Source organism: Nocardia sp. NBC_00881, from assembly GCF_045207455.1.
Taxonomy (GTDB): Bacteria; Actinomycetota; Actinomycetes; order Mycobacteriales; family Mycobacteriaceae; genus Nocardia.
Map to the genome: position 1 here is coordinate 1,174,547 of NZ_CP108798.1, position 24,327 is coordinate 1,198,873.

General features: G+C 64.6%; 24 protein-coding genes and 2 pseudogenes. 10 read left to right on the plus strand and 16 right to left on the minus strand.

The annotated features are described in order from the left end of the window. Positions 1–151 precede the first annotated feature (151 nt). Both OH799_RS04755 and OH799_RS04760 read left to right on the plus strand, forming a co-directional pair. Entirely contained in the window at positions 152–1,444 is a 1,293-nt protein-coding gene (locus tag OH799_RS04755) for a glycosyltransferase 87 family protein (protein WP_406276155.1), read from the plus strand. Between the two features lie 109 nt (positions 1,445–1,553). Next, the gene (locus OH799_RS04760) at positions 1,554–1,751 is read left to right on the plus strand and encodes a general stress protein (RefSeq protein ID WP_406276157.1); all 198 of its coding nucleotides are present in this window, start codon (positions 1,554–1,556) and stop codon (positions 1,749–1,751) included. Positions 1,752–2,063: 312 nt separating this feature from the next. Here OH799_RS04760 and OH799_RS04765 read toward each other — a convergent pair whose 3' ends face one another. The 3 genes from OH799_RS04765 to OH799_RS04775 form a co-directional block, all read right to left on the minus strand. Continuing rightward, complete coding sequence (locus OH799_RS04765; RefSeq protein ID WP_406276159.1) at positions 2,064–2,504, minus strand: nuclear transport factor 2 family protein; 441 nt, start codon at positions 2,502–2,504, stop codon at positions 2,064–2,066. Between the two features lie 94 nt (positions 2,505–2,598). Then, positions 2,599–2,790, minus strand: coding sequence for a hypothetical protein (locus OH799_RS04770; RefSeq protein WP_406276161.1), 192 nt, complete (start codon positions 2,788–2,790; stop codon positions 2,599–2,601). Positions 2,791–3,262: 472 nt separating this feature from the next. After that, on the minus strand, positions 3,263–3,541 hold the full coding sequence (locus OH799_RS04775; protein ID WP_357264782.1) for an ANTAR domain-containing protein: 279 nt from the start codon (positions 3,539–3,541) through the stop codon (positions 3,263–3,265). 180 nt (positions 3,542–3,721) lie between these two features. On the opposite strand from OH799_RS04775, the gene OH799_RS04780 reads away from it, so the two are divergent. Continuing rightward, positions 3,722–4,000, plus strand: a complete 279-nt coding sequence (locus OH799_RS04780; protein ID WP_406276163.1) for a hypothetical protein — start codon at positions 3,722–3,724, stop codon at positions 3,998–4,000. Between the two features lie 73 nt (positions 4,001–4,073). On the opposite strand, the gene OH799_RS04785 is transcribed toward OH799_RS04780, so the two are convergent. From OH799_RS04785 to OH799_RS04795, 3 genes are all read right to left on the minus strand, one after another. Next, entirely contained in the window at positions 4,074–4,274 is a 201-nt protein-coding gene (locus OH799_RS04785; protein WP_406276165.1) for a hypothetical protein, read from the minus strand. Between the two features lie 179 nt (positions 4,275–4,453). After that, the gene (locus tag OH799_RS04790) at positions 4,454–4,867 is read right to left on the minus strand and encodes a MerR family transcriptional regulator (protein WP_406276167.1); all 414 of its coding nucleotides are present in this window, start codon (positions 4,865–4,867) and stop codon (positions 4,454–4,456) included. A gap of 9 nt (positions 4,868–4,876) precedes the next feature. Beyond that, a complete protein-coding gene (locus OH799_RS04795; protein ID WP_406276169.1) occupies positions 4,877–5,431 on the minus strand; it encodes a class I SAM-dependent methyltransferase in 555 nt (184 codons plus the stop codon). A gap of 207 nt (positions 5,432–5,638) precedes the next feature. Here OH799_RS04795 and OH799_RS04800 point away from each other — a divergent pair, with 207 nt between their 5' ends. Further along, a complete protein-coding gene (locus OH799_RS04800) occupies positions 5,639–6,784 on the plus strand; it encodes a hypothetical protein (RefSeq protein WP_406276171.1) in 1,146 nt (381 codons plus the stop codon). A gap of 580 nt (positions 6,785–7,364) precedes the next feature. Here the strand turns inward: OH799_RS04800 and OH799_RS04805 are convergent. Further along, positions 7,365–9,917 carry a cytochrome P450 gene (locus tag OH799_RS04805; RefSeq protein WP_406276173.1) on the minus strand — a complete coding sequence of 851 codons (2,553 nt, stop codon included), beginning with the start codon at positions 9,915–9,917 and terminating at the stop codon, positions 7,365–7,367. A gap of 137 nt (positions 9,918–10,054) precedes the next feature. Here OH799_RS04805 and OH799_RS04810 point away from each other — a divergent pair, with 137 nt between their 5' ends. Beyond that, the gene (locus OH799_RS04810) at positions 10,055–11,332 is read left to right on the plus strand and encodes a glycosyltransferase (RefSeq protein ID WP_406276175.1); all 1,278 of its coding nucleotides are present in this window, start codon (positions 10,055–10,057) and stop codon (positions 11,330–11,332) included. Beyond that, complete coding sequence (locus OH799_RS04815; protein WP_406276177.1) at positions 11,329–12,093, plus strand: ABC transporter permease; 765 nt, start codon at positions 11,329–11,331, stop codon at positions 12,091–12,093. The genes OH799_RS04810 and OH799_RS04815 overlap by 4 nt, the downstream gene beginning before the upstream one ends. A gap of 232 nt (positions 12,094–12,325) precedes the next feature. Here the strand turns inward: OH799_RS04815 and OH799_RS04820 are convergent, their stop codons facing one another. Together OH799_RS04820 and OH799_RS04825 are read right to left on the minus strand one after the other, a co-directional pair. Then, positions 12,326–13,111, minus strand: coding sequence for an SDR family oxidoreductase (locus OH799_RS04820; RefSeq protein ID WP_406276179.1), 786 nt, complete (start codon positions 13,109–13,111; stop codon positions 12,326–12,328). A 72-nt stretch (positions 13,112–13,183) separates the two neighbouring features. Further along, positions 13,184–13,672, minus strand: coding sequence for a MarR family transcriptional regulator (locus tag OH799_RS04825; RefSeq protein ID WP_406276181.1), 489 nt, complete (start codon positions 13,670–13,672; stop codon positions 13,184–13,186). Positions 13,673–14,449: 777 nt separating this feature from the next. Between OH799_RS04825 and OH799_RS04830 the strand changes: the two genes are divergently transcribed. The 3 genes and pseudogenes from OH799_RS04830 to OH799_RS04840 form a co-directional block, all read left to right on the plus strand. Continuing rightward, entirely contained in the window at positions 14,450–15,565 is a 1,116-nt protein-coding gene (locus tag OH799_RS04830) for a hypothetical protein (protein ID WP_406276183.1), read from the plus strand. Between the two features lie 322 nt (positions 15,566–15,887). After that, complete coding sequence (locus OH799_RS04835; RefSeq protein WP_406276185.1) at positions 15,888–16,043, plus strand: hypothetical protein; 156 nt, start codon at positions 15,888–15,890, stop codon at positions 16,041–16,043. A 169-nt stretch (positions 16,044–16,212) separates the two neighbouring features. Beyond that, positions 16,213–16,308 (plus strand): annotated as a pseudogene (locus OH799_RS04840) (helix-turn-helix domain-containing protein); the annotation flags it as partial. A gap of 82 nt (positions 16,309–16,390) precedes the next feature. Here the strand turns inward: OH799_RS04840 and OH799_RS04845 are convergent. From OH799_RS04845 to OH799_RS04860, 4 genes are read right to left on the minus strand one after another with little or no spacing between them, the layout of a single operon-like run. Continuing rightward, positions 16,391–16,720, minus strand: coding sequence for a ScnB (locus OH799_RS04845; protein ID WP_406276187.1), 330 nt, complete (start codon positions 16,718–16,720; stop codon positions 16,391–16,393). Continuing rightward, positions 16,717–17,427 carry a thiocyanate hydrolase subunit gamma gene (gene scnC, locus OH799_RS04850; protein WP_406276189.1) on the minus strand — a complete coding sequence of 237 codons (711 nt, stop codon included), beginning with the start codon at positions 17,425–17,427 and terminating at the stop codon, positions 16,717–16,719. Before scnC ends, OH799_RS04845 begins: the two co-directional genes overlap by 4 nt. Further along, the gene (locus OH799_RS04855) at positions 17,424–17,723 is read right to left on the minus strand and encodes an SH3-like domain-containing protein (RefSeq protein WP_406276191.1); all 300 of its coding nucleotides are present in this window, start codon (positions 17,721–17,723) and stop codon (positions 17,424–17,426) included. The genes scnC and OH799_RS04855 overlap by 4 nt, the downstream gene beginning before the upstream one ends. Further along, complete coding sequence (locus OH799_RS04860; protein WP_406276193.1) at positions 17,720–18,145, minus strand: hypothetical protein; 426 nt, start codon at positions 18,143–18,145, stop codon at positions 17,720–17,722. Before OH799_RS04860 ends, OH799_RS04855 begins: the two co-directional genes overlap by 4 nt. A 957-nt stretch (positions 18,146–19,102) precedes the next feature. Here OH799_RS04860 and OH799_RS04865 point away from each other — a divergent pair. Then, positions 19,103–19,267 (plus strand): annotated as a pseudogene (locus tag OH799_RS04865) (Tn3 family transposase); the annotation flags it as partial. A gap of 221 nt (positions 19,268–19,488) precedes the next feature. Here the strand turns inward: OH799_RS04865 and OH799_RS04870 are convergent. From OH799_RS04870 to OH799_RS04880, 3 genes are read right to left on the minus strand one after another with little or no spacing between them, the layout of a single operon-like run. Then, entirely contained in the window at positions 19,489–20,760 is a 1,272-nt protein-coding gene (locus OH799_RS04870; protein ID WP_406276195.1) for an ABC transporter substrate-binding protein, read from the minus strand. A gap of 37 nt (positions 20,761–20,797) precedes the next feature. Then, positions 20,798–21,577, minus strand: a complete 780-nt coding sequence (locus OH799_RS04875; protein WP_406276197.1) for an ABC transporter ATP-binding protein — start codon at positions 21,575–21,577, stop codon at positions 20,798–20,800. Beyond that, entirely contained in the window at positions 21,574–24,261 is a 2,688-nt protein-coding gene (locus OH799_RS04880) for an ABC transporter permease subunit (RefSeq protein WP_406276199.1), read from the minus strand. Before OH799_RS04880 ends, OH799_RS04875 begins: the two co-directional genes overlap by 4 nt. Between the last annotated feature and the right edge of the window lie 66 nt (positions 24,262–24,327).

Below are 24,327 nucleotides of genomic sequence, written 5' to 3' on the forward strand. Positions count from 1 at the left end.
TACCGGCATGATGCCGACCTCCTCTGCTGCCGTGGACTGTTGGCGATTTACCCGTTTTCACCGCCATCACGCGTCCGGCGCACCGATCTCGCGCCGAATGTTCCCTCCCACCTGCTGAACGAGCGGACACGGGTCGGTATAGTCGCCGCGGATGAGTAGTGTCACGGCCACCACCGATACGCCGATGTCCCAGAACCGTCGACTCGGGCGTGCGGTGCGGCTGGCACCTGTCCTCTCGGTCGCGTTCTCCGCGTTCTGTCTCCTGACACCGGTCTGGCCGTTCCACAAGATCACCGGCGGGTTCATCGACCTGCAGGTGTATCGCTTGGGTGTCGACGCCCTGCGCCGCGGTGCGGATATGTACGGGCAGCTGCCACAGACCACCATCGGCGCCGGCCTTCCATTCATCTATCCGCCATTCGCCGCGCTCGCGCTGAGTCCGTTCGCGATGCTGCCCTGGGACGTGGCCGCCCTGACCTTTTTCGTCTCCTCGGTGGCCGCGCTCGCGATCACGCTCTACCTGGTTGCACGGCGAGTGTGGCCGGACGAGGCGCAGCGCAGGCTCGCGGTCTGGGCGACCGCATGCGCGACGCCGCTCGGACTGCTGCTGGAGCCGATTCATTCGACGCTGGACTTCGGTCAGGTCAATCTGCTGCTGATGGCGCTGGTCGCCGCGGACTGCCTGACGCACAAGCCGCGCTGGCGCCGGGGCATGCTGATCGGCATCGCTGCCGCTATCAAACTGACACCCGCGGCGTTCGTGCTGTACTTCCTGGTGCGCAGGGACTACCGCGCCGCCGCTACGGCCGCCGTCACCGGCGCGGCCGCGACAGCGGTCGGCTTCGCGGTCCTGCCGAAGGAGTCGGTCAAGTACTGGTTCGGCGGTCTCGGGAACGTGTCCGGGCTGAGCGGGTCGGCATTCCACACCAACCAGTCGATTCAGGCGGTTTTCTCCCGGCTCGAGGTGCCCGAACCCGCCTTCACCGCGGTCTGGCTCGTGCTCGGCGCCCTGCTGCTCGTACTGGTCGTCGTCGCGATGCGACGGGCGGCCGACTTCCCCGCGCTGGCGCTGGCCATCAACGCCGTGTTCACCCTGCTGGTCTCGCCGATCTCCTGGTCGCACCACTGGGTATGGATCGCACCCGCGCTGTTCGCCCTCGTCGGCTACACCACCCGCCTTTCGGGCCGACGGGCGATCGGCTGGTGGGTGACGATCCTGGTCACCACGGCAGTCTTCGTGATCGGTCCGCAGAACTGGCTGCCCGACGGCGAGCACCGTGAATCCGCCTGGACGCCATGGCAGCATGTCATCGGCAACACCTATGTCTGGTTCAGTGTTGTGCTGGTCGTGCTTTATTTGCTGAGCGCAAGGCGGGCCGCGGCATCGCGAAATGTGGATCGGCCACGCGACGCGAACACCCTGACGCCGCACCCTCAGCCCTGACCTCCGCACGCCGCTGTGTTTGCCCGCTGGATCCTCGGGTAGCGCCCACAGTGACGGCATCCTGCCGTCGCCGGAAGGAATCACCCGAGGGGCAAGGAGGGACGACACAATGGCCAACGCCCACCGCGGCTTTGCCGCCATGGACGAAGACCAGCAGCGGAAGATCGCCAGCCAGGGTGGCAAGGCGAGCAGCGGCAGCTTCGACAACGATCCCAAGCGTGCCAGTGAGGCCGGCAAGAAAGGTGCCGCCGCCCAGCCCACCGAGGCGAAGCGCCGCGGCGGCGAGAACAGTCACCGGAACCGCTGACTCTCGACAACGATGGGCGAGGCTGCCCGCCTCGCCCATCGCCTGCTTCGGCGACGCGATGCGACGAGTACCTGGATTCAGCGGGCCACAGATTTTCTTCTGCCTTACTGATGGCCAGCAGGCGGAGCGTGCCACTGAGAGTTCCATCGGCGGTCACCACCGACGTGTCACGAGGAGGGCGGTCGGGTAGATACCGGCCGTCCCGGCGCGGGGCGGCCAGTGTTCGGCATCGCCGGCCCGAAGGTACAGAATCCATTGTGCGGCATCAGCATTCGATCCTCCCGCCCAGCGGGTCGGATCCGATGGGTCAACTCATCCCTGGGCCGACGGTGCGACGAAGAGGAAGCTTTTCTGCTCGACTCGCTTCTTGATCCGCCACTGCGCGTCGACCCGGACGAATGTGTCCAGGTACCACAATCCGCACAGCATCATGCTCGGCGGACTGTCGCCGCCGGACACGATCATCGGGTTGTGGCACATCGTGCGCCCGGTGGCCGTGTCACCGTCGACGACGATGGACGAGTTGCTGATGAGGTGTTGGAACGCAGGAAAATTCGGCAGCACCGACGCGAGAAACTTCTTCGTGGATTCCAAGTCGCCCACCGATCCACCCATGGCCGAGTAGTCGATGTGTGCGTCGGGCGTGAATACGTCGTCCAACAGGTCCCATTGCTTGGTATCGACCGCGTGCGAATACCGCACCAGCAGATCCTCGATCTCCAGTCGATCCGAAATCTCCTGCAACGACAGCATGCACGCCTCCGAGTGACGCCGGTACCTCAGTAGATGCCACCAGGATTCGAGGCCGAGGGCAAGGGGCGGCGAGGCTACGCCGGAGGCGGTCGCGTTATGCCTTGTGCGGCAGGATGTTCAGTACGAGAGCGAGCCCGGCCATGATACTGAGGCAGGCCACGAGGGTGGGGAACACAGCCTGCGTGATCGCCGCGATGCCGATCGAAAAGGCAAGGCACGTGGACAAAGCGAGCGCGCCGGTTCCCGGTTCCACACCGGCGATCCGGGTTGGTCGGTGATCCGTCATAGTTACGTGATACCCACAGTCGTCCGTTACGAAACCGTGATGGCTAGTCCGTTTCCGTTCCAGATGATCGCCGCGTCGAAGCCTCGGGGGTAGAGGGGCATGACCGTCGCAGTGCAGACCCTCCTCGCCGGGGACGACATCGGGATCGAGGCATCGACGCGGCACACGGCGACCTGCGGGGCTGGCGGCCGAGTGCCGACATCCGATGTCGTCGTGGGCAACGCAGTCCTGCAGTGGATGCCGGACCTCCCGAAGCTGCTGTCGGAGTGGGTGCCGCAACCGGCCGCTCGTGCGTGGCCGGCCATTCAGGTTCCCGGCAATTTCGACGCGGCGTCGCGCCGCGCACTGGCTGTCGTTGCGTCGAGTGTTCGCTGTCGCGCAGAAGAGGTAGTGGCCGGGCATATCCGCCGATACCCGCCGGACAGCCGGGCGTCCACCGAAACTTTGGAAAAGGGCCGGCTCGTCCATGCGCCTACCGGAGTCGTTCGTGGGCGGTCGACAGCAAGTGGGTGACTCTGCTGCGCAGCTCGGTGGTGACCGCGGGGAGGCCGACCGACGGTAGTTCGGCGGCTACTTTGGCGGCCAAGACTCGCAGCTTGGTGTTGGTTTCCTGGGAGCGCACCCGAAGGATGGCGAACGCCTCCTCGGCGTCCAGCCCGTAGACCAGCATCACGGCCCCTTTGGCCTGCTCGATCACCGCTCGCGCGGCCACCGGATCCAGGTCACCGGGTGCTGTGACATCGTCGCTCACACCCAGGCACTACCCGTCTTCGGCGACCTGACACCGGTTCGCGGCCCCAAAGTCGATCGCACGCACAACGTCGACCGCCGGTCGGAGGGTTGACGGATTGCGCGAGGATAGCGATACTTCCATCGTCATAGCGATTGCGTATAGCTTGTCCGGCGGCAACGCATGGGAGACAGATCAACGATGATCAATACGGCGATCGAAGAATTGTTGATGGCTCAGGTGAGCAACCCCGAGCCCGAAGCCCCACCCAACTCGGACAAAATTTTGATGCTTGTCCGATATTTCACGTGGTTCGTGATTCTCTCGGGCGTCACGGGAATTATGTACGCAGGCGGGAGATTCGCTTGGGAAAAATGGAACGGCGGTCCACTCGCTTCGGCGAAGATGGTAGCGGGTGGCATGCTCGGCGGCGTCATCGCCACCAGTGCCGGAACGATCATGAACGCACTGATCAGCTGACAGCGTGCCCGACAGCCTGGTGGAGCCTCGCTCGGCTCCACCAGGCTGTCCTGTGCAGGTGGAGGGATCCGCGCTAGTCGGCGACCTCGAGCTCGACAAGCTGGCTCGGTGTGAACGACTTCTCCCGCCGGTTGGACTCCACCCCGAAGACCGCGACCACGAGGTCGCCGCCCGGCTGAACCACGCCCGCCTGTGCAAGCTCGCCGTACCCCACGACGGACTCGCCGATATGGTCGGCGAGTTCCGCCGCGGGAATTCGAATTGTCCTGCTCACTTGGCACCTCTCATCGAGAGTCGAATCGTCGCTTCGGCCGGATTCGATCCTATCCGCGAAGAACGGCAGCGGCCCGCCTCCTCGGCCTTCGGATCACCCGGAACCGGTTGGGATGGTGGGAAACTCCGCCGTCCGAGCGGAAATGTCTGCGCGATAACGATTTACACTCGCCGCTTTGATCAGTTCGCTGCAGTGGTCAGTGTGAGCGCGTCGGCGACCTTCGCCTGGAAGTGCAGGCAGCTGCTGAAGTCCTCGGCGTCGCAGTCGAGCGCGTGCGAGAGGGTGTCGAGTGCCGCGGCGGCCTGGGCGACGCGGCGCGCGAGCTGGTCGCGATGCGCACGCAGCAAATTCCGGCGGGCAGTCCGATCTGACGCCTCGGCGAACAGGACGGAGAGGTCGTCGAGTGACAACCCGACCTGTTTGCCGAGCAAGATCATCGCCACAGTCTCCGCGTCGTCGTCGCGGTACCTGCGACGACCTGCGCTGTCTCGCAGCGGCGCGAGCAGGCCGACATCCTCCCAGTGCCGCAGCACATGGGTGGCGAGGCCGAAACGCGCCGCGAGATCCCCGATCGATAAATAGCCGCCCGTCATGCCCGCACTCTAGGCGGCGCGTGCGGTGAACCGCACGTACAGACCGATCGGATGTCGTGGCGGACGGACAGTCTCGCGTCGGACCGTCGCAGGTTCGAACCAATGATGTAGCGCGACCCGTGCGGCCGCCATGCGCAAGAATCGGAAGTCGTAGATCGCCACGGTGCCACCGGGCCGCAGCACCCGAGCCAGCTCGGCGCCCGCCTGATCGAGGTCGGGCCATTCATGCATGCTCAGGCTCGAGACAACCAGGTCGAAGCTGTCGTCGGGGTAGGGGAGTGCGCAGACGTCGCCGACCGACAGCTCGACTGGGCTACGCGTGAGATTGGCCGCGGCGAGATCGATCATGTGCGGCGACAGATCGACACCGTGCAGCCGCAGGTCTGAACGCCGTGACCGCAGCTGGGCCAACAGCTTTCCAGGGCCGGTCCCAACGTCGAGCACCGACGCATCCGGCTTCGCGGCGGCGCCGACCTCGGTGGCGACAAGCGAGTACAGGCCACCGAGCAGCCGGGTGGCCCGCTGGTCGTAGCCCCGACTCTGCTTCTCTCCGAACGTAGTCATGCTTCTCCCTTTCTCGCAGTTCGCTCAGCTTGCGAGTTCAGGTCGACCTGAAGTCAAGCGGTCGCCTCGGCGGGATCGCCTTCCCGAGAATGGGGAGGCTGTGATTTCTCCCTCATTTACCGTGTACTGCAATCGTCGGATCGTGGTCCCGGGGTTGTGGGGGACGAGCGCCTGATCCGCATGTGATCACTACCTTTTGGACAGGCGATGAGCAGATTCGTACATTTCGTGGGCAGTTTGCCTCCGCAGTTGATGACGAGTGACAGCGACGTACTGGAATGGTTCGTCCAGCGCAGTCGTGGACATCAATTGACCGGGATCCCTTGCGATCTCGACCCGAACTGGGTCGTGCAGTATCTCCGGGATCGGGAGAAACACCTCGACGTGTTCGAGGTGGTGCGCGGTGGTGATTTCGCTGATTACTCCGACATGCGCGGCTACGGCGTACGCCCCGGACGTACGCTCGAGCCCCGCCATGTATCGATGGACCGCGTGGGCCGGATCGCCGAAGCTGTCACCGCGTTCCGTGAGGTGCGGAAGCGGCATCCCGAGCTCGCCGGTACCAGATTGCAGATCAGTCAGCCGAACCCGCTGGACATGGCGTTGTTCGTGTTCGCGGCCGCCGCGGTCACCGACGGCCTTCCTCTCGGGCGCGCGCTGCGGCACGCCGGAGCGGTCACGCCCGCACTACGCAACCTACCGGTGTTCGTCGAGGCCGTGCTCGCTGAAATGGCCGAGCTGACAGCGCAATACGGCGACACGCTCACGTGGCAGGTGGAGTCGCCGATCGCCCAGCTGGCACTGGTCAAGGCGACACAACTGGGCGCACAGGTGCCGGCTGGACGTCTGGTGGCGCGCCAGTTGGCGGGATTCCTCGAGCGGGCCCACGATATCGGCGCGCAGACCGTCCTCCACCTCTGTTACGGCGACTACCAGCACAAAGAACTACTCGCCCCGCGGACCATCGCGCCGGCCGTGAACCTGTTGAACGCCACCGCACGAAGACTGCGCAAACGCGGTGTGCCGCTGCCACCCGCACACATTCCCTGCGCCTATGGCGCCCACCCCGCGCCGCTCGACCCAGCGTTCTACCGGCCGCTCCACCGCCTGAACAAGGACTGGCGATTGATCGCCGGTGTCGTGTCACCAGCCGACACCGAACGCAGCCTCCGAAGCCTGGCGCTGTTCGAGCAGGCGTCCGACCGAACCGCCTACGGCGTCGCGACGGCCTGCGGCCTCGGACGAAGCACGGTCGAGGATGCCGAACATGCTGCCGCGGCCACCATGGCGACCGCAGACGGCGATCCTGCGATCGCACCGTCCGACCTGCAAACGGTGCAACGCGAAGGTTGATCGGCAGCCGACTGCTGACGAGCTACAACGCGGCCATCACTGAACCATTTGCCCGAGCGTGGAGCGCCTCGCGTTCGCGCATAACGTCGCCGCCGGGCGTTGTGACCTGGGCGGTACGCCTGCCCACGTCATCGAGAAGCGTGGGCAGGCGTCGACAACACCTATTGGATTCGGACCTCATATTCGGCTCGCTTGCGCGGGCTTATCAGGGTGGTCTCACAGGCAGAAGGCGACACTGCCGAACATCACACAGAAACCGACTGATCCGACGATAGGAGTGGCTGAGGTCGACACGGGATCGGCGGAGGGAGTCGTACTGGCCCAAGCTGCGGGAGCTGCGACGGTACCGAGGGACAAGGCCATGGCGGTCGTAGCAACAATTTTGGTGATTTTGGTAGACATTTCGCATCCTTCCGTTGGATGAACTGCTTACCTCAATGACTCCTGGACTGTCAGTGTTCACCTGATTTGACAACGAATGCCGGAAAAGTATATGACTGCGAATGCCAGACAAAGGAAATGTCTAGTTCCGGGTGTGGCGAAGTCGAATGACGTTGTACATGGGACCGGAAAACCAGCATTATCGCGGGTGCAGGGTGACCGGAAGGGCCGAGGGCGACAGGACGAAGTCCCGATTCGATGCCCGTACCACGTAACCCGGGTCGGGCGTGGGCCGCCAGCGTGACAGCAGCGCTGCCGACGCCAGCGTGATCTCGAGCATCGCGAAGTGATCACCCATGCAGCGGCGACGGCCGACACCGAACGACAGGCTGGCCTTCTTCTCATTCGCACCGGCGCGCTCCGGGGACCAGCGCTCCGGGTCGAACGCTTCCGGATTGGCGAAATAGCGTTTGTCGTGCTGGACCATATAGGGGCTGAACATGATTGCTGTGCCATCCGGAATATCGAGCCCGCCGATGGTGAGGTCGCCGTCGGCGGTGCCTGCGCTGATCCAGGGTCCCCAGAATCGAAGTGTCTCCGCCACAACATTTTTCAGGTAGGGGAGCGCGCCGAGATGCTCGGCGTGAACAGGGCCTGATCCTACGACAGCATCGAGTTCGTCGTACAGCTGCTGGGCAACTTGGGGGCGGCGCATGACCTCGTGCCACAGCCACCCCGCCAGCGACGCCATGGAACCGACACCGCCGGCCAGCATCAGGATCGCTTCATCGATGATGTGCTCGTCGGACAGCGTTGCTCCGGTCTCGCTATCCGTATGGCGGATGAGCGCGGACACCACGTCATTGAAATCCTCCCCGCAACGGCGATATTCGGACACTACATCGCCGATAGCGGCACGCAGGTGCCGCGCTTTCCTGCGCCATCGCCAGTTCGCGATGACGCGGAGCCGGCGCAGTTGCGGCGGTAACGCGGTCCGCAGGATCACCTGGCTGAGCAGCCAAGGCACATTATCCCGGATCTCGCGTCGTGCGCCGGCGCTGAAGCCGGCGGTGAACAGCGTCGACGAAACCGTGTCGAGCACCAGGCCGTGGGCCTCGTCCATCAGATTCACGCGCCCACCCGATGGAAGTCCTGCAGACCATGTGCAGGCGATATCGGCCGCCGATTTCGTGTACTCGGCGAGTCGGCTCTGGCGCAGCGCGGGTGCGATCATCCTGCGACGCAGCTTATGTTCCTCGCCGCGTAAGACGTTGACCGATCCACCCGCAATATCTTTGATCGCCTCCCGCAGGTCTTCACGATTGAATTCGGCGTCGCCTAGGCCGACCTCACGAACCAGCTCCGGGGTGGTAAGGAGGTATCCCGTCTTCTGCCCGAAAAATATCCGCACGATCGGACCGAGTTCGGAAAGTGACGTCACAAATGTGGGGGCGCCGCGCAGTGCCCGCAGGCTGTGGCCCACCAACGGCAGCCTACCCGGCGCAGTGGGAATCTGCGAAAGGGTTTGCGGCATTAACTGTTCCGTGCTGAACGCCGATTCCGCACCGGCCTTCCGGTAGATTTCGACCACTGCCCCTGTGTGCCGTGACTGAAGAACGGAGTCGCCGTGCCTGCCCAGTACCTCCCGCATGTCGGCGAGTGCTGATCGGTTGTCTGCGAGTTCGGCGATCGTCTTGGCGATACCATCTGCCGACGGATCTTCGGTGCGAAGGCCGCCGCCGACGGGCACGGACTCGTCGAGTTCGGGATCGCAATAGACAATCGGAAGCCCCACCGCCACTGCCTCGAGCAGCACCATGCCTTGCGTGTCGAATCCGTAGGAAGGAAACAGCAGAGCGTTGTATTGGGACATAGCGTAGATACACTCTGCCTGTGTAACCCTACCGTGCAACCGGATTCGATCGTTCAGATGATGTTCGGCGATTACGGCGGCAGCATCGTCGCGCACATCGCCGTCGCCATAAATGTCGAGGGTGCAGTTGTCCGTACGCCGCACTGCGTCGATCGATTCGAGCAGACGCTTCTCGTTGGAAAGCCGTCCGCTCCAGACAAGCCGCAACGGCCCGTCGGTCGGTGGTCGGGAAACGATACTGCTACCGCGGCTTTGGAGTACTTCATCGTCGACGCCGTTGGACACAACATGAATCGGTCGTGTCAGTCCGTGCGCGACCATCATCTGGGCGAAATGGCACGTCGGCGCGATAACCTGGTCAGCGGCTATGGCCTGCCCGACTATCGTCCACCAGGCATGGCGCGCCGCACGGCTTTCCGGCACGTGCGGCATGTGATGGCTGTGCGGGACGAACCGGCCGTGCAGTGCGCGCATCGCCAGTGCTGCCGGATACGGAGCAGACGAGTTGTGTTCGATAAACGCGTCGTCACGGCTCTGTGCGGTATGCACCAGCGGAAGCCGATGCCGTCGTGCTGCTTTCATGCCAGCGATGGCGACGCCGTAGGTCGTATGCGTGTGTACGACGTCGATCGGGCCGCGTGCGGCGAATTCCGTGTCGATCAGCCTGTCATTGCGCTTGGTAGGCAGCACGATTGCGAAACCGTTGACAGCGAGTGCGGCGACGGCGTCGAGTTCCACCACGTTCGGGATCGGGTTGGCATCCGCACCGGGTAGCGGCGCCACGAAGAGTGTGACGCGGTGACCCGCGCGCTCGAGCCCACGACACAGCGAGCCGACCGCGGTCTGGACTCCGCCGAGGGTGGCCGGATGGTAATCCATGAACATCGCTATGTGCACAATTGTTCACTGTACCGACGCCCGGCCAAGCTGAAGAGCCCACAATGCTGTCGTCTGCAGGCCGAGCGCCGGTAGGGCACAGTGTCGACAGGTACTACGACAACACCGAAAGAAGCGCCGTGAGAATAGCGATTCCGCTCACCGGAACCCGTGGTGACGTACAGCCGATCGTGGCGCTGGGGCTCGAGCTGCAGCGGCGCGGTCACGACGTCCTGCTCGGCGCACCGCCCAACCTGGTCGGCTTCGTCGCCGGTACGGGGCTTGCCGCCCGGGCGTGCGGTCCCGACGTACAGCAGCTCTACAGTTCGGAGCCCGGGCAGAAGGCGCTGGCCTCGGGAAACACTTTTCGCCTGATGCAGCTGGTAGCACGGCAGATGGCCGGCTACGCGGGCCGGATGAACCGCGAAGTCATCGAGGTGTGCGCGGACGCCGACCTGATCGTCGCCAGCACCGTCACGGAAGACCGGGCGAGTTCTGTTGCCGAAGCGATGGACGTTCCTCTAGTGAGCCTGCACTATTTCCCCTGCCGGAACAACGGCGCCTATCCGTTCCCCGGTGCCCTTCCGCCGCACTGGAATCCGCCCGCACCAGTCAATCGAGCGACCTGGGTACTCGCCGAGAACCTGCGTCGCGTGGTGTTCATGCGCTACCTCAACGACCTGCGGTCGAGACTGGGGCTGCCGAAGTCGTTGGCGAGCACAGCAGCGGTGCTGGCCCGCCGGAACGTACCGGAAGTGCAGATTTACGACCCCGCCCTCGTTCCAGGGCTGCCTCAGCAGTGGGGCGAGCGCCGGCCTTTCACCGGCTTCCTGACACTCGATCATGCTGCTCGCGAAGCTATCGGCGACCTTGCCGGTGACCATGCCAGCATTCTGTCCTGGGTGAGCGAAGGGGAGCCACCAGTGTTCTTCGGCTTCGGTAGCATGCCGATCCGGGACGCGGCCGCCGTGCTGGCCATAGTCTCCGAGGTATCCGCGCGGCTGGGTGCGCGTGCGCTGGTGAGCGCGGGCTGGAGTGATCTGGACATCGCTGCCGCGAAGGTCGGCGCGCACGTGAAGGTAGTCGGTGCTTTCGCGTACGACATGGTCTTTCCGCGGTGCGCCGCCGCTGTCCACCATGGTGGGATCGGCACCTTGTTCGAGAGCCTGCGCGCCGGACTGCCGACGCTCGTCTGCTCGGTGTCGTTCGAGCAGCCCATGTGGGGCGGGCAGGTCGAGCGCCTCGGTGTGGGTGCACACATGAAGTTCATGCAGCTCACAGCAGCTCGCCTCGAGCAAGGCTTGGCGTCGATACTGACGCGGGAATGTAGGGACCGCGCAGCGGAATTCGCGAAGACGCTGAGTACCGAGGACGCCGCCGCCCGCACCGCCGACATCGTCGAGGCGGCCGCCCGGTGATGTCGCATGTTTTCGCAGACACGGTCATCATGTTCCAACGCTGTGCTCGACATACCCTGCGAAGCCGGGACACACTGATCATTTCACTGCTGATGCCGGTCCTGGTCATGATGCTGTTCACCTACGTCTTCGGCGGGGCCATCGATGTGGGAGGGCCCTATCTGGATTACGTAGTGCCCGGAATAATGCTGCTGTGCACGGGATTCGGCTCATCGATCACGGCAACCAGCGTGTCGACGGATATGACGAAGGGCAGCATCGACCGGTTCCGTACGCTTCCGATGTTCCGGCAGGCTGTTCTGGCCGGGCACGTCGTCGAAGGTGTCGTCCGCAATCTGGCGGCCATCGGCATCGCGGTCGCCGCGGCGCTCGTTCTGGGGTACCGACCCCATGCCGGCCCGGCTGCCTGGCTGTCGGCATTGGCTGTGATCGCGCTGTTCGTCGTGGCGATCTCCTGGATCGCGGTCGGGCTGGGATTGCTCGCCAAGAACCCGGAGGCGGCCGGGGGACTCACATACGCGATCATGTTCATCCCGTACATCAGCAGCGCGTTTGTGCAGACCACCACCATGCCGGGCTGGCTGCGCGGTTTCGCCGAATATCAACCGGCAACGCCCGTCGTGGAAACGGTACGGGGACTGCTCAACTCCACCGGCACCGGAGAAGGCAACGCCGCGCTCGCGGTATCCTGGTGCTTCGCGCTCACGATTGTCGGCTTCGCCTGCGCGAGCGTGATATTCAGCCGATTGTCGCGCCGATGAAGTTCGCGCACACAGCTCTGCCGCACCGAACACTTCCTGCCTCGGGTAACTCGAACCATAGCGAGCCGCCAGCACGATCACCACTCGCGTCCAGTCGAGGCGGCATGCTCCGATTCCCACGCCCGCACGTTCAGTTCGCACTGGGTGCCTCTTCAACGCAGTCCTCCACGTGGACTCGGCGGCAAGCGACCGTACTTCACCGGCCGTCCCGGCGGGCGCAGGATCTGCTGAGCTATTGCTGCGTCGGGTAGTGCTGGTCCAGCCATTCGTCGAACGTCGGGCCGGCGAGGATCGCCGCCGGTCCCGGCAGCAGGGCGCCGTTCGCCTGCAGCTCGCGGTTCGGGTCGTCGGTGTCGAGGATCTCCTGCACCCGCGCCGGATTACCGCGTCGCGCAGCGAGTTTCGCCACCGCTGCGGCAAGCTTCAGCTCCAACGGGCCAGCGATCTCGACCAGCTCGGCGCCGCTCTCCTCGACGGCCGATGCTGCCAGGTGCGCAGCGACGGTACTGCCGGCGACGAGCTGAGTTCGATACTCCGGAACGGAGGCCGTATCGCCGCGGGTGGTCCAGTCGAGCATCATCTCCGCGAACTCGTGAAACTGGGCGGCACGCAGGATCCGCACCGGCACCGGGCCTTGTCGATAGGCCTTCTCCTGCGCCAGCTTCCCAGCATAATGCCCCGCGGTGAACGAATCGATGCCGATGATCGACAACAGCACGATTCGCTGCGCGCCCGCGGCGGCCGCCTCCCGTTGCACGTTCTGGGCAATGGTGCGGAAGAAGTCCGTCACCGCCGCGGTTTCCGTCGTTGTCGCATTGACCGCGTCCACCACCACCTCCACCTCGGCCAGCGCCTGCGCCAAGCCCTCGCCGGTGTAGGCGTCCACACCCGCCGACCGAGCGATCCCCACGACCTCGTGGCCCTGGTTCTTCAGCACATCGACCACCTCGCGGCCGATCCGTCCGCTCGCTCCGACTACCGCGATCCGCATCGATGCCTCCTTCGTTCCGATTGTCATCCAGTAGACGATGCACCGAGGGGGAGTGTGACAGGCGGTATGGGGACGGTCCGCTTACCGGCCGATCCGGATTCAGTCTTCGGCCAGCTCTTCGGCCGACTCGTGCCCGGCGGCACCGCTCCGGCGCAGGAAGTCGGCGATCACCTCGAGTTCGGCCTCGGAGTAGCGTTCGCACAACTCGTCCATCCTGGTGTTCATGCCGGACAACACCTGAAACAGCTCCGAATTGCGTCCGCGCGCCGCCCGCAGTGTGACTGCGCGGCGGTCCGATTCGGGATCGCGCTCGCGCGCGATCCAACCAGCCTTCTGGAGTCGGTCGAGGATTCCCGTCAGCGTCGCCGGATGCAACCCGGTACGCCGTGCCAACGAGGTCGGCGACAACGGTCCGTGTCGATTGATGAGGTCGAGGCAGGTCCAGTCGACATCCTTGAGGTCGACCCGACCGCCGAATCTCCGATTGAGCAGCGCCAGCTGAATGTTCAAGTCGCGCAACGCCTCCTTGACGGCAACTGTCAGCTGCCGTCGATGCTGCGCCGCGGCCCGACCTGCTGTTGGAGTCACACACCGCCACTTTCGCATAAGTTATTTGGTTTCCATATCATATCGCGGTGTGGGCCCGCTCGGCGTGACCGGACGGCTAGATCGACCAATTGCGCCGCCGCATCCGTACCATCAGGATGCGCGGCCCCGTGTGGCGGGGCGATCGATGCCAACGAGTTTGGTGAGGAAGCGGTCGAGCTGTTCGACGGCTGGGGGCCACGGCAGATCTGGCTCGTTGATGCGCTACGAGAGCATCCCATTGACAGCGGTGCGAAGGTCGATCGCGACGGTAGTCGCATCGTCGGCCGGGGCATCTGCTGCGTCTGATTTCCTACGACAGTGGTTACCGCGCCGCGCTGGCCGCGTTCGAGCGGACCGCCGATTGCAGCCCCGCGCCCTGTTCCCCGCCAGCCCAGCGACACCCCCGAGGCACCGGAAACGCCTGCTCAAACGACCCGCTCAGCGGCAACGGAGTGCGTTGCAGCGTCGAGCACAGACCCGGCCGGTCCGAGTGTGCCGAGGGTGCGCCCGCGACCGTCGCGGCGCGGTCGATATGTCTCGCGCAGTCCGGCGGGATGCCTACTCCTACATCGACGTCGAGTACTGCTTTCGTCCCAGGATCGTTATCGAGACCAGCGGGCAGGTAGGCCGCAGCGCTGGGAATCGTCTAGCTCGCGCCGTCGTCGGGTGGCGGGATTGCCCGGTGAGCAAATGTAATTGCTTTAGTGGTTAGCTGGTCGGCGACGTGGTTGGTCGGCATGGGAGCGAGCGGTTGGTATGAAATGGGAAGTTCGCGTCGTGTCGGTCGCTCTCACAGCGTCTGCGGTGTTGAAAGGTCTCGGTCTCGCGCCGCAGGCGGTTGTCGAAACCTACGAGGAGTTGTGTACCTCGATCCGTGCCCGCAATCGCCACGTCACCCTGTCGGGGCTCGCCAGAATGGAGGAGCGCCCGCAGTCGGTCCGCAGCAGTGGATGGCTGGCTGAGGAGCTCCAGGAAGTTTCCAGCGTCGATAAGCAGAAAGATGTCGTTGCTCGGGCAAAGCAACAGCTCGCGACGACCCGGGACCTGCTCACCCAGCATGCTGTGGCCGCAGCTGATAGCGGCCTGATGATCCTGCTCGGCAGTCTTGCTCGCGATCTGCGCGAGTTCGTGCAGTGTGAGGACTGGTATGCCCAGGCTGCCGAACTCGGCGATATCGCAGCGGTAGAAACACTGGCCGCGTTCCTCGAGGATTTCGATCGGCCTGAGGAGGCCGAGCAGTGGCAGCAACGAGCCGCCGCGCTCGGCAGCGTTCCGGCGATGATCGTCCTTGCCAGACAATTCGACAAGGACGAGAACCGGCGGGCCGACGCCGAAGACCTCTACCGACGAGCCGCCGCAGCAGGCGATGCCGAAGCCATGGCCTGGCTCGGTGACGAAGCCCAGAAACGGGGTGCGGTCGAGGAGGCGCAGATGTGGCATTACAACGCTTTCCATGCCGGCCATCCGAACGGGGCGCTGCTGCTCGAGCGGTTCCATTTCGGCTGGGACTGGATCTTCACCAATGGGTACATAGCAGCGTCGGAGGCCGGTGACGCAAAGGCGATGCGCTGCCGTGCGCTCAACCTCCACAAAAGCGGTGACAACGATGCCGCCGAGCAGTGGCACCGACGGGCCATCGACGCGGGCGACCCTCTCGCGATGGCCGAGCTATCCGAATTGCTGCGCAACGCCCCTGGCCGGGCTGTCGAAGCCGAGGAGTGGTGCCGCAAGGCAGCCGACACCGGACATATGCCCGCCGTCGTCGGGCTAGGGCACTTCCTGCATAGTCGCCGCGCCAACTCCGAAGCCGCGCAATGGTATCGCCGTGCCGCAGCGGCGGGGTACCTGGCCGCACAGGCGTCGCTCGAACACCTCGAATCATGCGAACGGTGACGGCCATCCCGAGTTCGACAGTGTCGGCCGAGGTATGGGGACTTCAGCAGCACGTAATGGCATGAGGGGATGTTCGGCAGTGCGGGCGGTTAGAGGCCTGTGACCAACGATCTTGTGAAAACTGGCGTTTGGCACCTACTGGACCCGAGTTCGGCGCGGTGATCTTGGCCAATAGGTGGCTGGGGTGGTCGTCCCGATATCGGGTCGAATCCGGGACGACCGCCAGGCAGTCGCGAACGCCCACGGCGGGGCGTCCCGGAATGCGTCCCGCAACCGGGTGTCGTGCGTTGAGTTCCGGGACAGTTTGCGAGACGATCCAGGGATGGCGCGCACCAACACCGTCCGGATCGGCTACGCCAGGGTGTCCGGACGATCGCAGGATCACCAGCTCCAACTCGACGCACTGGACGCACTGGACGCAGCCGACTGCCGCGAGGTCATCATGGAGACCGCCAGCACACGCGGTGACCGGCCGTAGCTGCGCAAGACACTGGCCATGCTCGAGCCCGGCGACACACTCGTGATCTAGCCCGACCGGGTCGCGCGCTCCATGAAGGAACTCCTTATCCTGCTCGAGGACCAGCTGCACGCCTCCCAGCAGTGGTCCCCGACACCCTCGCCGTCGCCATCGACCGCCGCAACGCGGCGAGTCGGTCACCGCCATCGCCAAACACCTCGAGATCGGCCGCTCCACCCTCTACCGCGCCCTGGAACCCCACCTCGCTCGAGCGCCCACCGCATAACACGGTCACCACATCCAGCTCACTGGCCAGGCACTACAACACGCCGCGGCAGGTTTGGACCCCTATCCCGGCTGGCCCCGATCTACTCCCGGTTGAACCGCGCCCGGACCACCGCCATTCGCGTGCGCAACTCTTCGGGCGTGATCAATCCGCGATCCATCAGCGTGTGGGCCGTCACGACGACCGATCGGGTCCGCACGGGAAAGTCGTGGTAGATCGTCTCACCGAGCGCATCCTCGGTATGGCGGCGTTCCAGGTTGTCCCATGTGCCTCGCCAGGACAGGCATTCGCACGTCGCCTGGATGCTCGACTCCCATGGGTCGGGCTTGCGGTCGAGTTCGGGAAGTGTGCTCTCCCGCCGCGACCCGGGCTCCAATGTGTGTAGGAGGATGTCGTACGGACCGCTTCTCACTGTCGCCCACCCTTCCCCGTGGCGGACTCGACCTGGTCCGGCGGCGCCTGCGCAGTCCAGTCGACCTGCGGCAGTGCCACGCCGATCATCGTGTCCCGGGTGACGATGGCCGCCAGTTGTTCCTCGGTCCACCCCTCGGTGCCCTCGGGCCGCATCGGCATCACCATGAACCGAGACTTCTGGTTCGAGTCGTGCACCCGGATCTCGACGTCGGGCGGAAAGTGCAGCCCGAATTCGGCCAACACCTCACGGGGCCAACGCACCAGGCGCCGACGGTAATTGGGGGTGCGGTACCAGTCCGGAGACATACCGAGAACCGGCCGGGGATAACACGAGCACAACGTGCACACGATTACGTTGTGCACTTTGGGCGTGTTTTCCAACACGTAGAAGTAGGTGTAGTCGCTCGGCGTTCCGGATCCCGTCGGGTCACGCCAGTCGATGCCGACCTCCTTACACGTCTCGGTCCCGTCGGCGAGCAGGCGCGCCTTGAAGCCGGGATCCGTCCACGCCTTCGCGACCAGTTTCGATCCGCCGTGCGGGCCGACCGATTCGGCCCATTCGGCGAACCGTCTGTGGTCTTCCCGCGAGAAGAGACCCTTTTCTATGGCGAGTTCGCGAATCGCGGTCTCCAAGACCTCGAACTCGCTGATCTCTCCGCTCGTCTGGATCGGCGCATGCGCCCCGTGATCGTGGGTCTGACTCACTCGGAATCCTCCTCTGCGGGCTCGAGCCAACGCTCGGAGACCTCCGTCTCCAGCGTGTCGACGGCGAAACCGGTGTATTTAGGCCACAGGTCTTTCTGGCGGAACCGCACGACGTAGAACGGTTCGAAGCGGCCGTCGTCGCGTCCCCACGCCTCGTCCTCCGGAATCACCCATTCGGGCCGATGTTCGACGACGACACCCGTACGCCCTCGGGTGTAGGCCTGGGTGCGGGTGTGGAACATCGACGTCGCGTTTCGAACCCGGACGCGATCGCCGATCTCGTACTTCTTGGTCATGCCCGTGCCTCCATTCGCGCCCGTACCTCGTCCAATTTCGCCGACAGTTCGTCTGGTGTGATCAGACCCTTGTTGATCAGCACCTTCGCGGCGACGGTCGCCCAACGCGCGTAGTAAGGCAGACCGAAGTACAGCGTCGCGCCGAGGTCGTTCTCGGCTCGTCGGCGTTCCTCGGAATTCCACACGCCGCGCCAGCCGAGGCATTCGCATGTGACGTACGTGTTCATCTCCCAGGGTTCTTCGTCTTTTTCCTGGTACTCGATCGGTAGGTCTGGCTGTCCGCCGACGTCGTGCAGGACATGGCGGAGAGCGGCAAACAACTCGTTCGAGATCTCGTATGGCGAGTCCAGCGGTCTGCGGAACACTGGAGCGATATCCGCGACCTGGCTTTGAACTTCGTCGAATCGATTCGGTGAACTCATGAGGTCTCCGTAGTGACGGATCCGATGTACCCGGCAGGGTGATCGCATATGCGCTGCTGCGGGCGGTCGACCGAGCTGAACTGGTCGACAGGCCTCCCTGCGGAGGTGTCTGCCGTCGTGCATCAGCTCATGCGGGTATATCCCGGTGCCTGATACAGCGCCTGGTCGAGCCCGATGAGACAGAGAACAAGCAATGCGAGCACAACGATGCCCACGATGGCGAGTGTGGAGCGAAGGCCTGCACTCGTCGAGGCGGGAGTGTGAACGAGCGCCATGGGGACTCCAACGAGTGGTGGCCCGACGATCTGGCAAACGGTGAACTAGGCGGTGGCGGTAACCCCACTGTATTGCATGATCCGGTTGATCAGAATACACGCCAAGATCATTTTGCTGAAGAAGGGGGCGCGCAGGTATTGACTAGAGACAAATCTGGAGGAAACTGGTCATTACACCGGAACACCGGGAGAGCGCCACATTGTCGGCGGAGACGTCTGTCGGCAATGATGAACTTTCCCAGGATCTGGCTAGGCCCCCGGCAAGCCAATCGAATACGGAGTTGTCAGCGACGACTGAGGCTCATGGATTCGATGGAGACTACCGGGGACTGTTCTGTGTGGGGGGTTTGTCTGGAGTCTGTGGCGAGTTGCGGTGCCGGCGGTGCCAAAGACCGCGCGTCCCGAAACAACAAGCTGCCGCCGTATGGATCGGCCCTGATGCTCTGCATGGGACTTGAGCAAGAATGTAGCGCAAGATCGGTCAGGCACGATCTGCGGCGAGTTCGCGAGTTCTCGGCTCGCTCTCCTGCGTCGCGGCAACAGCAGTGGGGTGGCCAGTATGAGCAGCCCGACGATGGCTATCGTGTAGCGTGGGCCGGTGGCGGAGGCCGAGGCCTCAGCATTCGGTCAGCGTCGCGATGGTTGTGTTACTCAGCACTTTCATGCGCCAATATTCTTTCAGCAATCCATCCACGCTCTCCACGCGACCTCGTCTACGCCCATGAAGGAACCTTCCGGGCCCGGCATCTGGAAGCCAGACCGGGCAGGCGTGGTGCCTGACCCTGGCCATCAACGCAGTCATCGCTTGGACACAGAATATTGCGGGCTCGCGGTCGAGCGGATGCGCTGAGAGGGCTGCCGCATCGACGACGAGGTGCTGGCCCGCATTTCCCCGGCGCACGAGGCCCGTCGAACGTCTTGATAGTCGGTACGGTCCGCTATGTCGGGACGGTGATGAAGGTCGACTCGGACAGGCTGCGGGCTCTGCTGGCCGAGCACTCGGTGACGCAAGAGTAGTCAGGCCGGCGATCGAGCCCGACCAGCCGGCGCCTGGTCGGGCTCGGGCTGTCACGCCGGTGTGAGCGCCTTCATCAACGCGGCGGCGGTGTCCTGATCGATGCACGTCGGCTTGCCGCCGTTGTCGGAGTGGTACGTGCCGCCCTTGGTGTTTCCGGTGAAGTAGCACAGTGGGAACGCGGGTTTGCCCTCCGGGAAGGTCAGCGGTGGCGCGAGGCCGTCGAGGGTCTCATCTCGCAGTGCGTGCAGGCCTTTGATCACGTCCGCGCTCGTCGAGGACGGGGTGAGGTCGGCCGCTTTTGCTGCCGCCAGGAACAGCTGGCCGCCTGCCCACGGCCACAGCAGCGGAGCACTGAGGTCCGCGCTGTCCCGAAGGCCGGGTACGTATTTGTCGAGGGCTTCGCTGAAGTTCTTGATCGCCGGGATCGAGTCGTCGGTGTACAGCGCGTTGGAGCCTGCGAAGATACTGCCCTCGAAGTTCGGGTCCGTGGCCCACGCCTTTTGGAGGCTCACGCCGGTGGGGGCCTGTATCGGTTTGTACCCCTGTTGGGCACACGATGCCGCGATCCGCGAAATCGCCTCGACCGATACGGCGGGGAGCACGGCATCGACCCCCTTTTCCTTGAATGCCAAGCAGGGGGCGATGTAGTTCGGCGCGGCTATCGCGACCTTCTCCGCGGCGAATCCCAGGCCGGCCTGTTTGGCCATCGGCTCGAGCATTTTCGGAAGTTGCTCGCAAACCGGGATCTCGGCACAGTAGTAGACGCCGAGGGCCTTCGCGCCCACTCGCTTGGCCTGGGCCACCTCGCCCAGCATCAGCACCGGCAGCGTGGTGCCGGAGGCGAAGAAGTTCGGATCGGTGATGAACGGGGCATCGACGGGCTGCCCGCCGATGACGGGAATGCCCTTGCTGTCGACGTAGGCTTGCCAACTCGAAGTAACCAGGCTGGTCTGGCCGACGATTGCGACCACCTTGTCCTGTTCGACCAGCTTCTTCGCGACGGCCAGCGCCGTAGTCGGATTCTGCCCGTCGTCGTAGGAGACGACCTTGACAGGGTGGCCGTTGATTCCGCCACGATCGTTGACCGACGACGCCCACGCCTGCAGCACATCGGTGGCGCGCCCCACCGATCCGGCGGCAGGGCCGGTACAACTGCAGATCGACCCGATGAGGATCGGATCGCCCGTGAGCCCACCATCGGAAACCTTCACCGGGCCAATGGATTCGGACCCGCTATTCGCCGAGTCGGCGGAACACGACGTGAGCGCGAGCGCTGCCGCCAGCATCGGCGCGACCCACCACAGAAACCTTGTCTTCTTCATTAGCTCCACTCCTATGCGGTTGCCGAACTTCGAATCGCTACGCCCACGGCCCGGCAACGGTTCCGGGTGGGTGTCCCGCCGGCGACGCCGGCAAGTCTGTGTGTCCGCTATCGATGCCGAGATAGTTCTCCAGCACGGCATCTCGGTCGATCTCCGCGGCGGGTCCGGCAAACGTGACCATGCCGCGGCTGAGCAACACCACGTGATCGGCCATGGTCATGGCGTGGTCGACGTACTGCTCGACCAGCAGAATCGCCGCGCCGGCGGCACGCAATTCACCTAGCGCGGCGAAGATCTCGTCCACGACCAGCGGTGCCAGGCCCATGGAAACCTCGTCGAGCAGGACAACCGCCGGATCGGCCAGCCAGGCACGCCCCAGTGCCAACATCTGCTGCTGCCCGCCGGACAGGGAACCTGCCCGTTGGTCGAGCCTGGTCCGCAGCGCAGGGAAGATATCGAGCACGTCGTCGACGCCGCGGTGGCGTCGCCACGGTGGCGTCAGCAGACGTAGGTTCTCCCGGACCGTCAGGTCCGTGAACACCCCTCGGTCCTCGGGGATCAGGCACAGGCCGGCGCGCGCGCGGCGCGCGGGGCGGGCTCGGGTCAGATCGGCGCCGCTGATCGCCACCGTGCCCGATCGCGCACGCAGCAGTCCGGAGGCTACTCGCAGCAGCGTTGTTTTCCCGGCACCGTTCGGCCCGAGTAGGGCGACGACCGATCGAGGTGGAACCGTGAGGTCGACGTCGTGGAGCACGATGGCGGAACCGTATCCCGCGGTGACCGAGCGCAATTCGAGCGCGAAGTCGGTGCTGCTCATGCTACGGGCTCCTGCAGCCGGTACTCTTCGGTGACCGGCTCGCCGAGATAGGCGTGCTGCACCATCTCCGAAGCCCTGACCTGCGCGGGCGTGCCCCGGAATATCCGGCGGCCGAAGTCGAGGACGATGATCTCCTCGCAGACATCGAGCACCAGCGACATGTCGTGCTCGACCAGGACGACTCCAACGCCGCGTTCGGCGACGACATGCCGCAGGATCTGACCGAAACGTGCGGTCTCCGAATGATCGAGGCCCGAGCTGGGCTCGTCGAGTAGAAGGATCCGATATGGCCCGGCAAGACAACGAGCGAGTTCGACCAGTCTGCGCTGCCCGGTGGAGAGCGCGCCGACGCGGGTGTGCGCGATGGCTTCGATGCCACACAACGCCATAGCGGAGGCCGTCGCGGTGCGCACCCGCCGGGATTGTCCGTGCGTCGCGATGAGGTGGGCGAGCGGGTTCGCCCCAGCGAGCGGGCCTTCCGCTCCAAAAGCGACGTTTTCGGCGACGGTAAGAGAATCGAACAGCTCCGTCTTCTGGAAGGTTCGTCCGAGGCCCAGTCGCGCCCGGCGTGGAGTCGATGCCCGGCTGATCACCCGGTCTCGCAGTCGCACCACGCCTGTGTGGGCCTTGACCAGACCGGTGCAGGCATCGAATGTGGTGGTCTTTCCGGCCCCGTTAGGACCGATAAGCCCGGTGATCCGCCCGGTCGGCGCTTCGAACGAGAAGTTTTCGACCGCCACGACGCCGCCGAAGCGAACCGATAGGTCGCCGACGTCCAGTACCGTCGGGGACAACCTGGTGGGCTGCTCCGCCGCAAACGCCGCCGATGTGTGGTTGCGGCGAAACGTGCGGTCGAGCCAGGATCGGATCGGGGCGGGGACTTCGAGGCGGCTAGCGGTGGCGGCACGCAGCACCGCCAGGATGCCGAAAAGGACCTGGAGCCGCAGCGACATGTCGGCGGTCGTGATATAGGACGGCACCAGGATGAGCGCCGCCGCGGCCAGTAGCGAATACCACGGCTCGCGGCCCACCATGATGACGATGACCGCGAAATAGGTGATCGACAGCAGCGGCTGGTAGTTGTCGGCCGCGGCGGTCGTCTGGGCCATTCCGGCGAGTGCACCGCCGAGCGCAGCGAGAAATGCCGAGACGCAGAAGACGAGAACGCGCGTGATGTCGATCGTGACGCCGTGCGTCCGCAGCGCGGTCGGCGATTCCGCCAGGCCGCGGAGCAATCGCCCGAGCCTGCTCTTGTCCAACGCCACCACCAACAGGGTGGCCATCGTGGCCAGCGCCAGCACGAGACGGTAGAAGGCGGGGTCGGAATCGAGTCCGAATACGCTGGGCCGCGGCATTTTCAGGCCCAGCCCGCTGGTGCCGAACATGTAGTCCTGGCTGTAGAACATCACCTGGAGTACGACGCCGAATCCGAAGGTCGCCAACGCCAGATAGAGGCCGCTGAGGCGAATGGCCGGGATCGACAGCACCGCGCCGATCGGCACGACCACCAGTCCACATCCGATGAGTGCGAGCGGCCACGGAAACCGCCAATCGACAGCGAAATGCGAGAACGCGCAAACGCCGATCGCGGTGAAGGCCATGTGACACAGCGAGACTTGACCAGACGTGCGGACCAACAGCCCGAGCGACAGAAAGACGAGTGTCATCGCCAGCGCCACGGTCCAGTCCGTCAAGTGGATGCCCGCGAACGACGGCACCAGTGCGAGCACCATTAACACCACGGCTCCGCCAATGGATTGCAGTGCGGGCGGAGCAGTCCAGCCGGATCGGATACGCTGGACCGACTTGTCTCTTTCCATCAGGTAGCGACGCGGCATGACCAGCAAGACGAGGAACAACGCCAAGAACGGCAATGCGGCAGGAACTCCCGCGGCAAGCCCTGTGTTGAAGTAGTGGGTGGCCAGTGCGGCGAGAACCCCGATGAGCAGTCCACCGCCGAAACTCCATGGCAGGCTGGTGAATCGACCGATGGCCGCCGCTCCGAACGCCTGAACGACCAGTAACGTCAACTGCACGGGATCGAGCGGAATCAACGGCGCGAACAGCACCCCGGACAGTGACGCCAAGCCAGTGCCGACACACCAGGCCCATCGTCGCGTGCTCACCGGGCTGGTCCCGGCCAGATCCAGCAACGCCGCATTCTCGACCACCGCACGCATCGCGATGCCGCGTCGGGTGAACCGCAACGCGGCCGACAACGCGGCCGTCGCGAGTACCGCGACAAGGAACGTGGCAACATCCGACCACTGCACCCGCACGCCGAAGGCGGCGAATCCGCCCTGCGGCAGGAACGTCGGGACGATACGCGTCGTCGTCTGACCGAAGTACAGACTCGCCCCCGCCTCGACGACCAGCAGAATGCCGACGGTCGCGGCGATCCGTAGTTCCAAAGTCGCCCCGTCGACGACACGGGCCACCAACTCCAGCGCCAGGCCCATGGCCGGACCGATGCCGAGAACGCAAATCGCCACGGCGAGCTGCCATGCAACACCATCGATGACGTGGAACGTGTAAAACGCGTACGCCGAAACCGTGGCCATCGCGCCGTGGGCGAAGTTGAACACTCCCGACGTCTTGTAGGTAAGCACCAAACCCACTGCGGCCAGTCCATATACCGAACCGGATACAATTCCCGCGATCAAGAACGGCAATAGATTTGCCACGATGCACTCCAATTTTCGCCGATCAACGGTTCGCGACCTGGAGGAAGCGTCGGCGCGGATCTGCTT

Coding starts and splice junctions, on each gene's coding strand:
- OH799_RS04755 (WP_406276155.1), top strand. CDS start 152: ATGAGTAGTGTCACGGCCACCACCGATACGCCGATGTCCCAGAACCGT.
- OH799_RS04760 (WP_406276157.1), top strand. CDS start 1,554: ATGGCCAACGCCCACCGCGGCTTTGCCGCCATGGACGAAGACCAGCAG.
- OH799_RS04765 (WP_406276159.1), bottom strand. CDS start 2,504: ATGCTGTCGTTGCAGGAGATTTCGGATCGACTGGAGATCGAGGATCTG.
- OH799_RS04770 (WP_406276161.1), bottom strand. CDS start 2,790: ATGACGGATCACCGACCAACCCGGATCGCCGGTGTGGAACCGGGAACC.
- OH799_RS04780 (WP_406276163.1), top strand. CDS start 3,722: ATGATCAATACGGCGATCGAAGAATTGTTGATGGCTCAGGTGAGCAAC.
- OH799_RS04790 (WP_406276167.1), bottom strand. CDS start 4,867: ATGACGGGCGGCTATTTATCGATCGGGGATCTCGCGGCGCGTTTCGGC.
- OH799_RS04795 (WP_406276169.1), bottom strand. CDS start 5,431: ATGACTACGTTCGGAGAGAAGCAGAGTCGGGGCTACGACCAGCGGGCC.
- OH799_RS04800 (WP_406276171.1), top strand. CDS start 5,639: ATGAGCAGATTCGTACATTTCGTGGGCAGTTTGCCTCCGCAGTTGATG.
- OH799_RS04805 (WP_406276173.1), bottom strand. CDS start 9,917: ATGGATTACCATCCGGCCACCCTCGGCGGAGTCCAGACCGCGGTCGGC.
- OH799_RS04820 (WP_406276179.1), bottom strand. CDS start 13,111: ATGACAATCGGAACGAAGGAGGCATCGATGCGGATCGCGGTAGTCGGA.
- OH799_RS04835 (WP_406276185.1), top strand. CDS start 15,888: ATGGCGCGCACCAACACCGTCCGGATCGGCTACGCCAGGGTGTCCGGA.
- OH799_RS04855 (WP_406276191.1), bottom strand. CDS start 17,723: ATGACCAAGAAGTACGAGATCGGCGATCGCGTCCGGGTTCGAAACGCG.
- OH799_RS04860 (WP_406276193.1), bottom strand. CDS start 18,145: ATGAGTTCACCGAATCGATTCGACGAAGTTCAAAGCCAGGTCGCGGAT.
- OH799_RS04870 (WP_406276195.1), bottom strand. CDS start 20,760: ATGAAGAAGACAAGGTTTCTGTGGTGGGTCGCGCCGATGCTGGCGGCA.
- OH799_RS04875 (WP_406276197.1), bottom strand. CDS start 21,577: ATGAGCAGCACCGACTTCGCGCTCGAATTGCGCTCGGTCACCGCGGGA.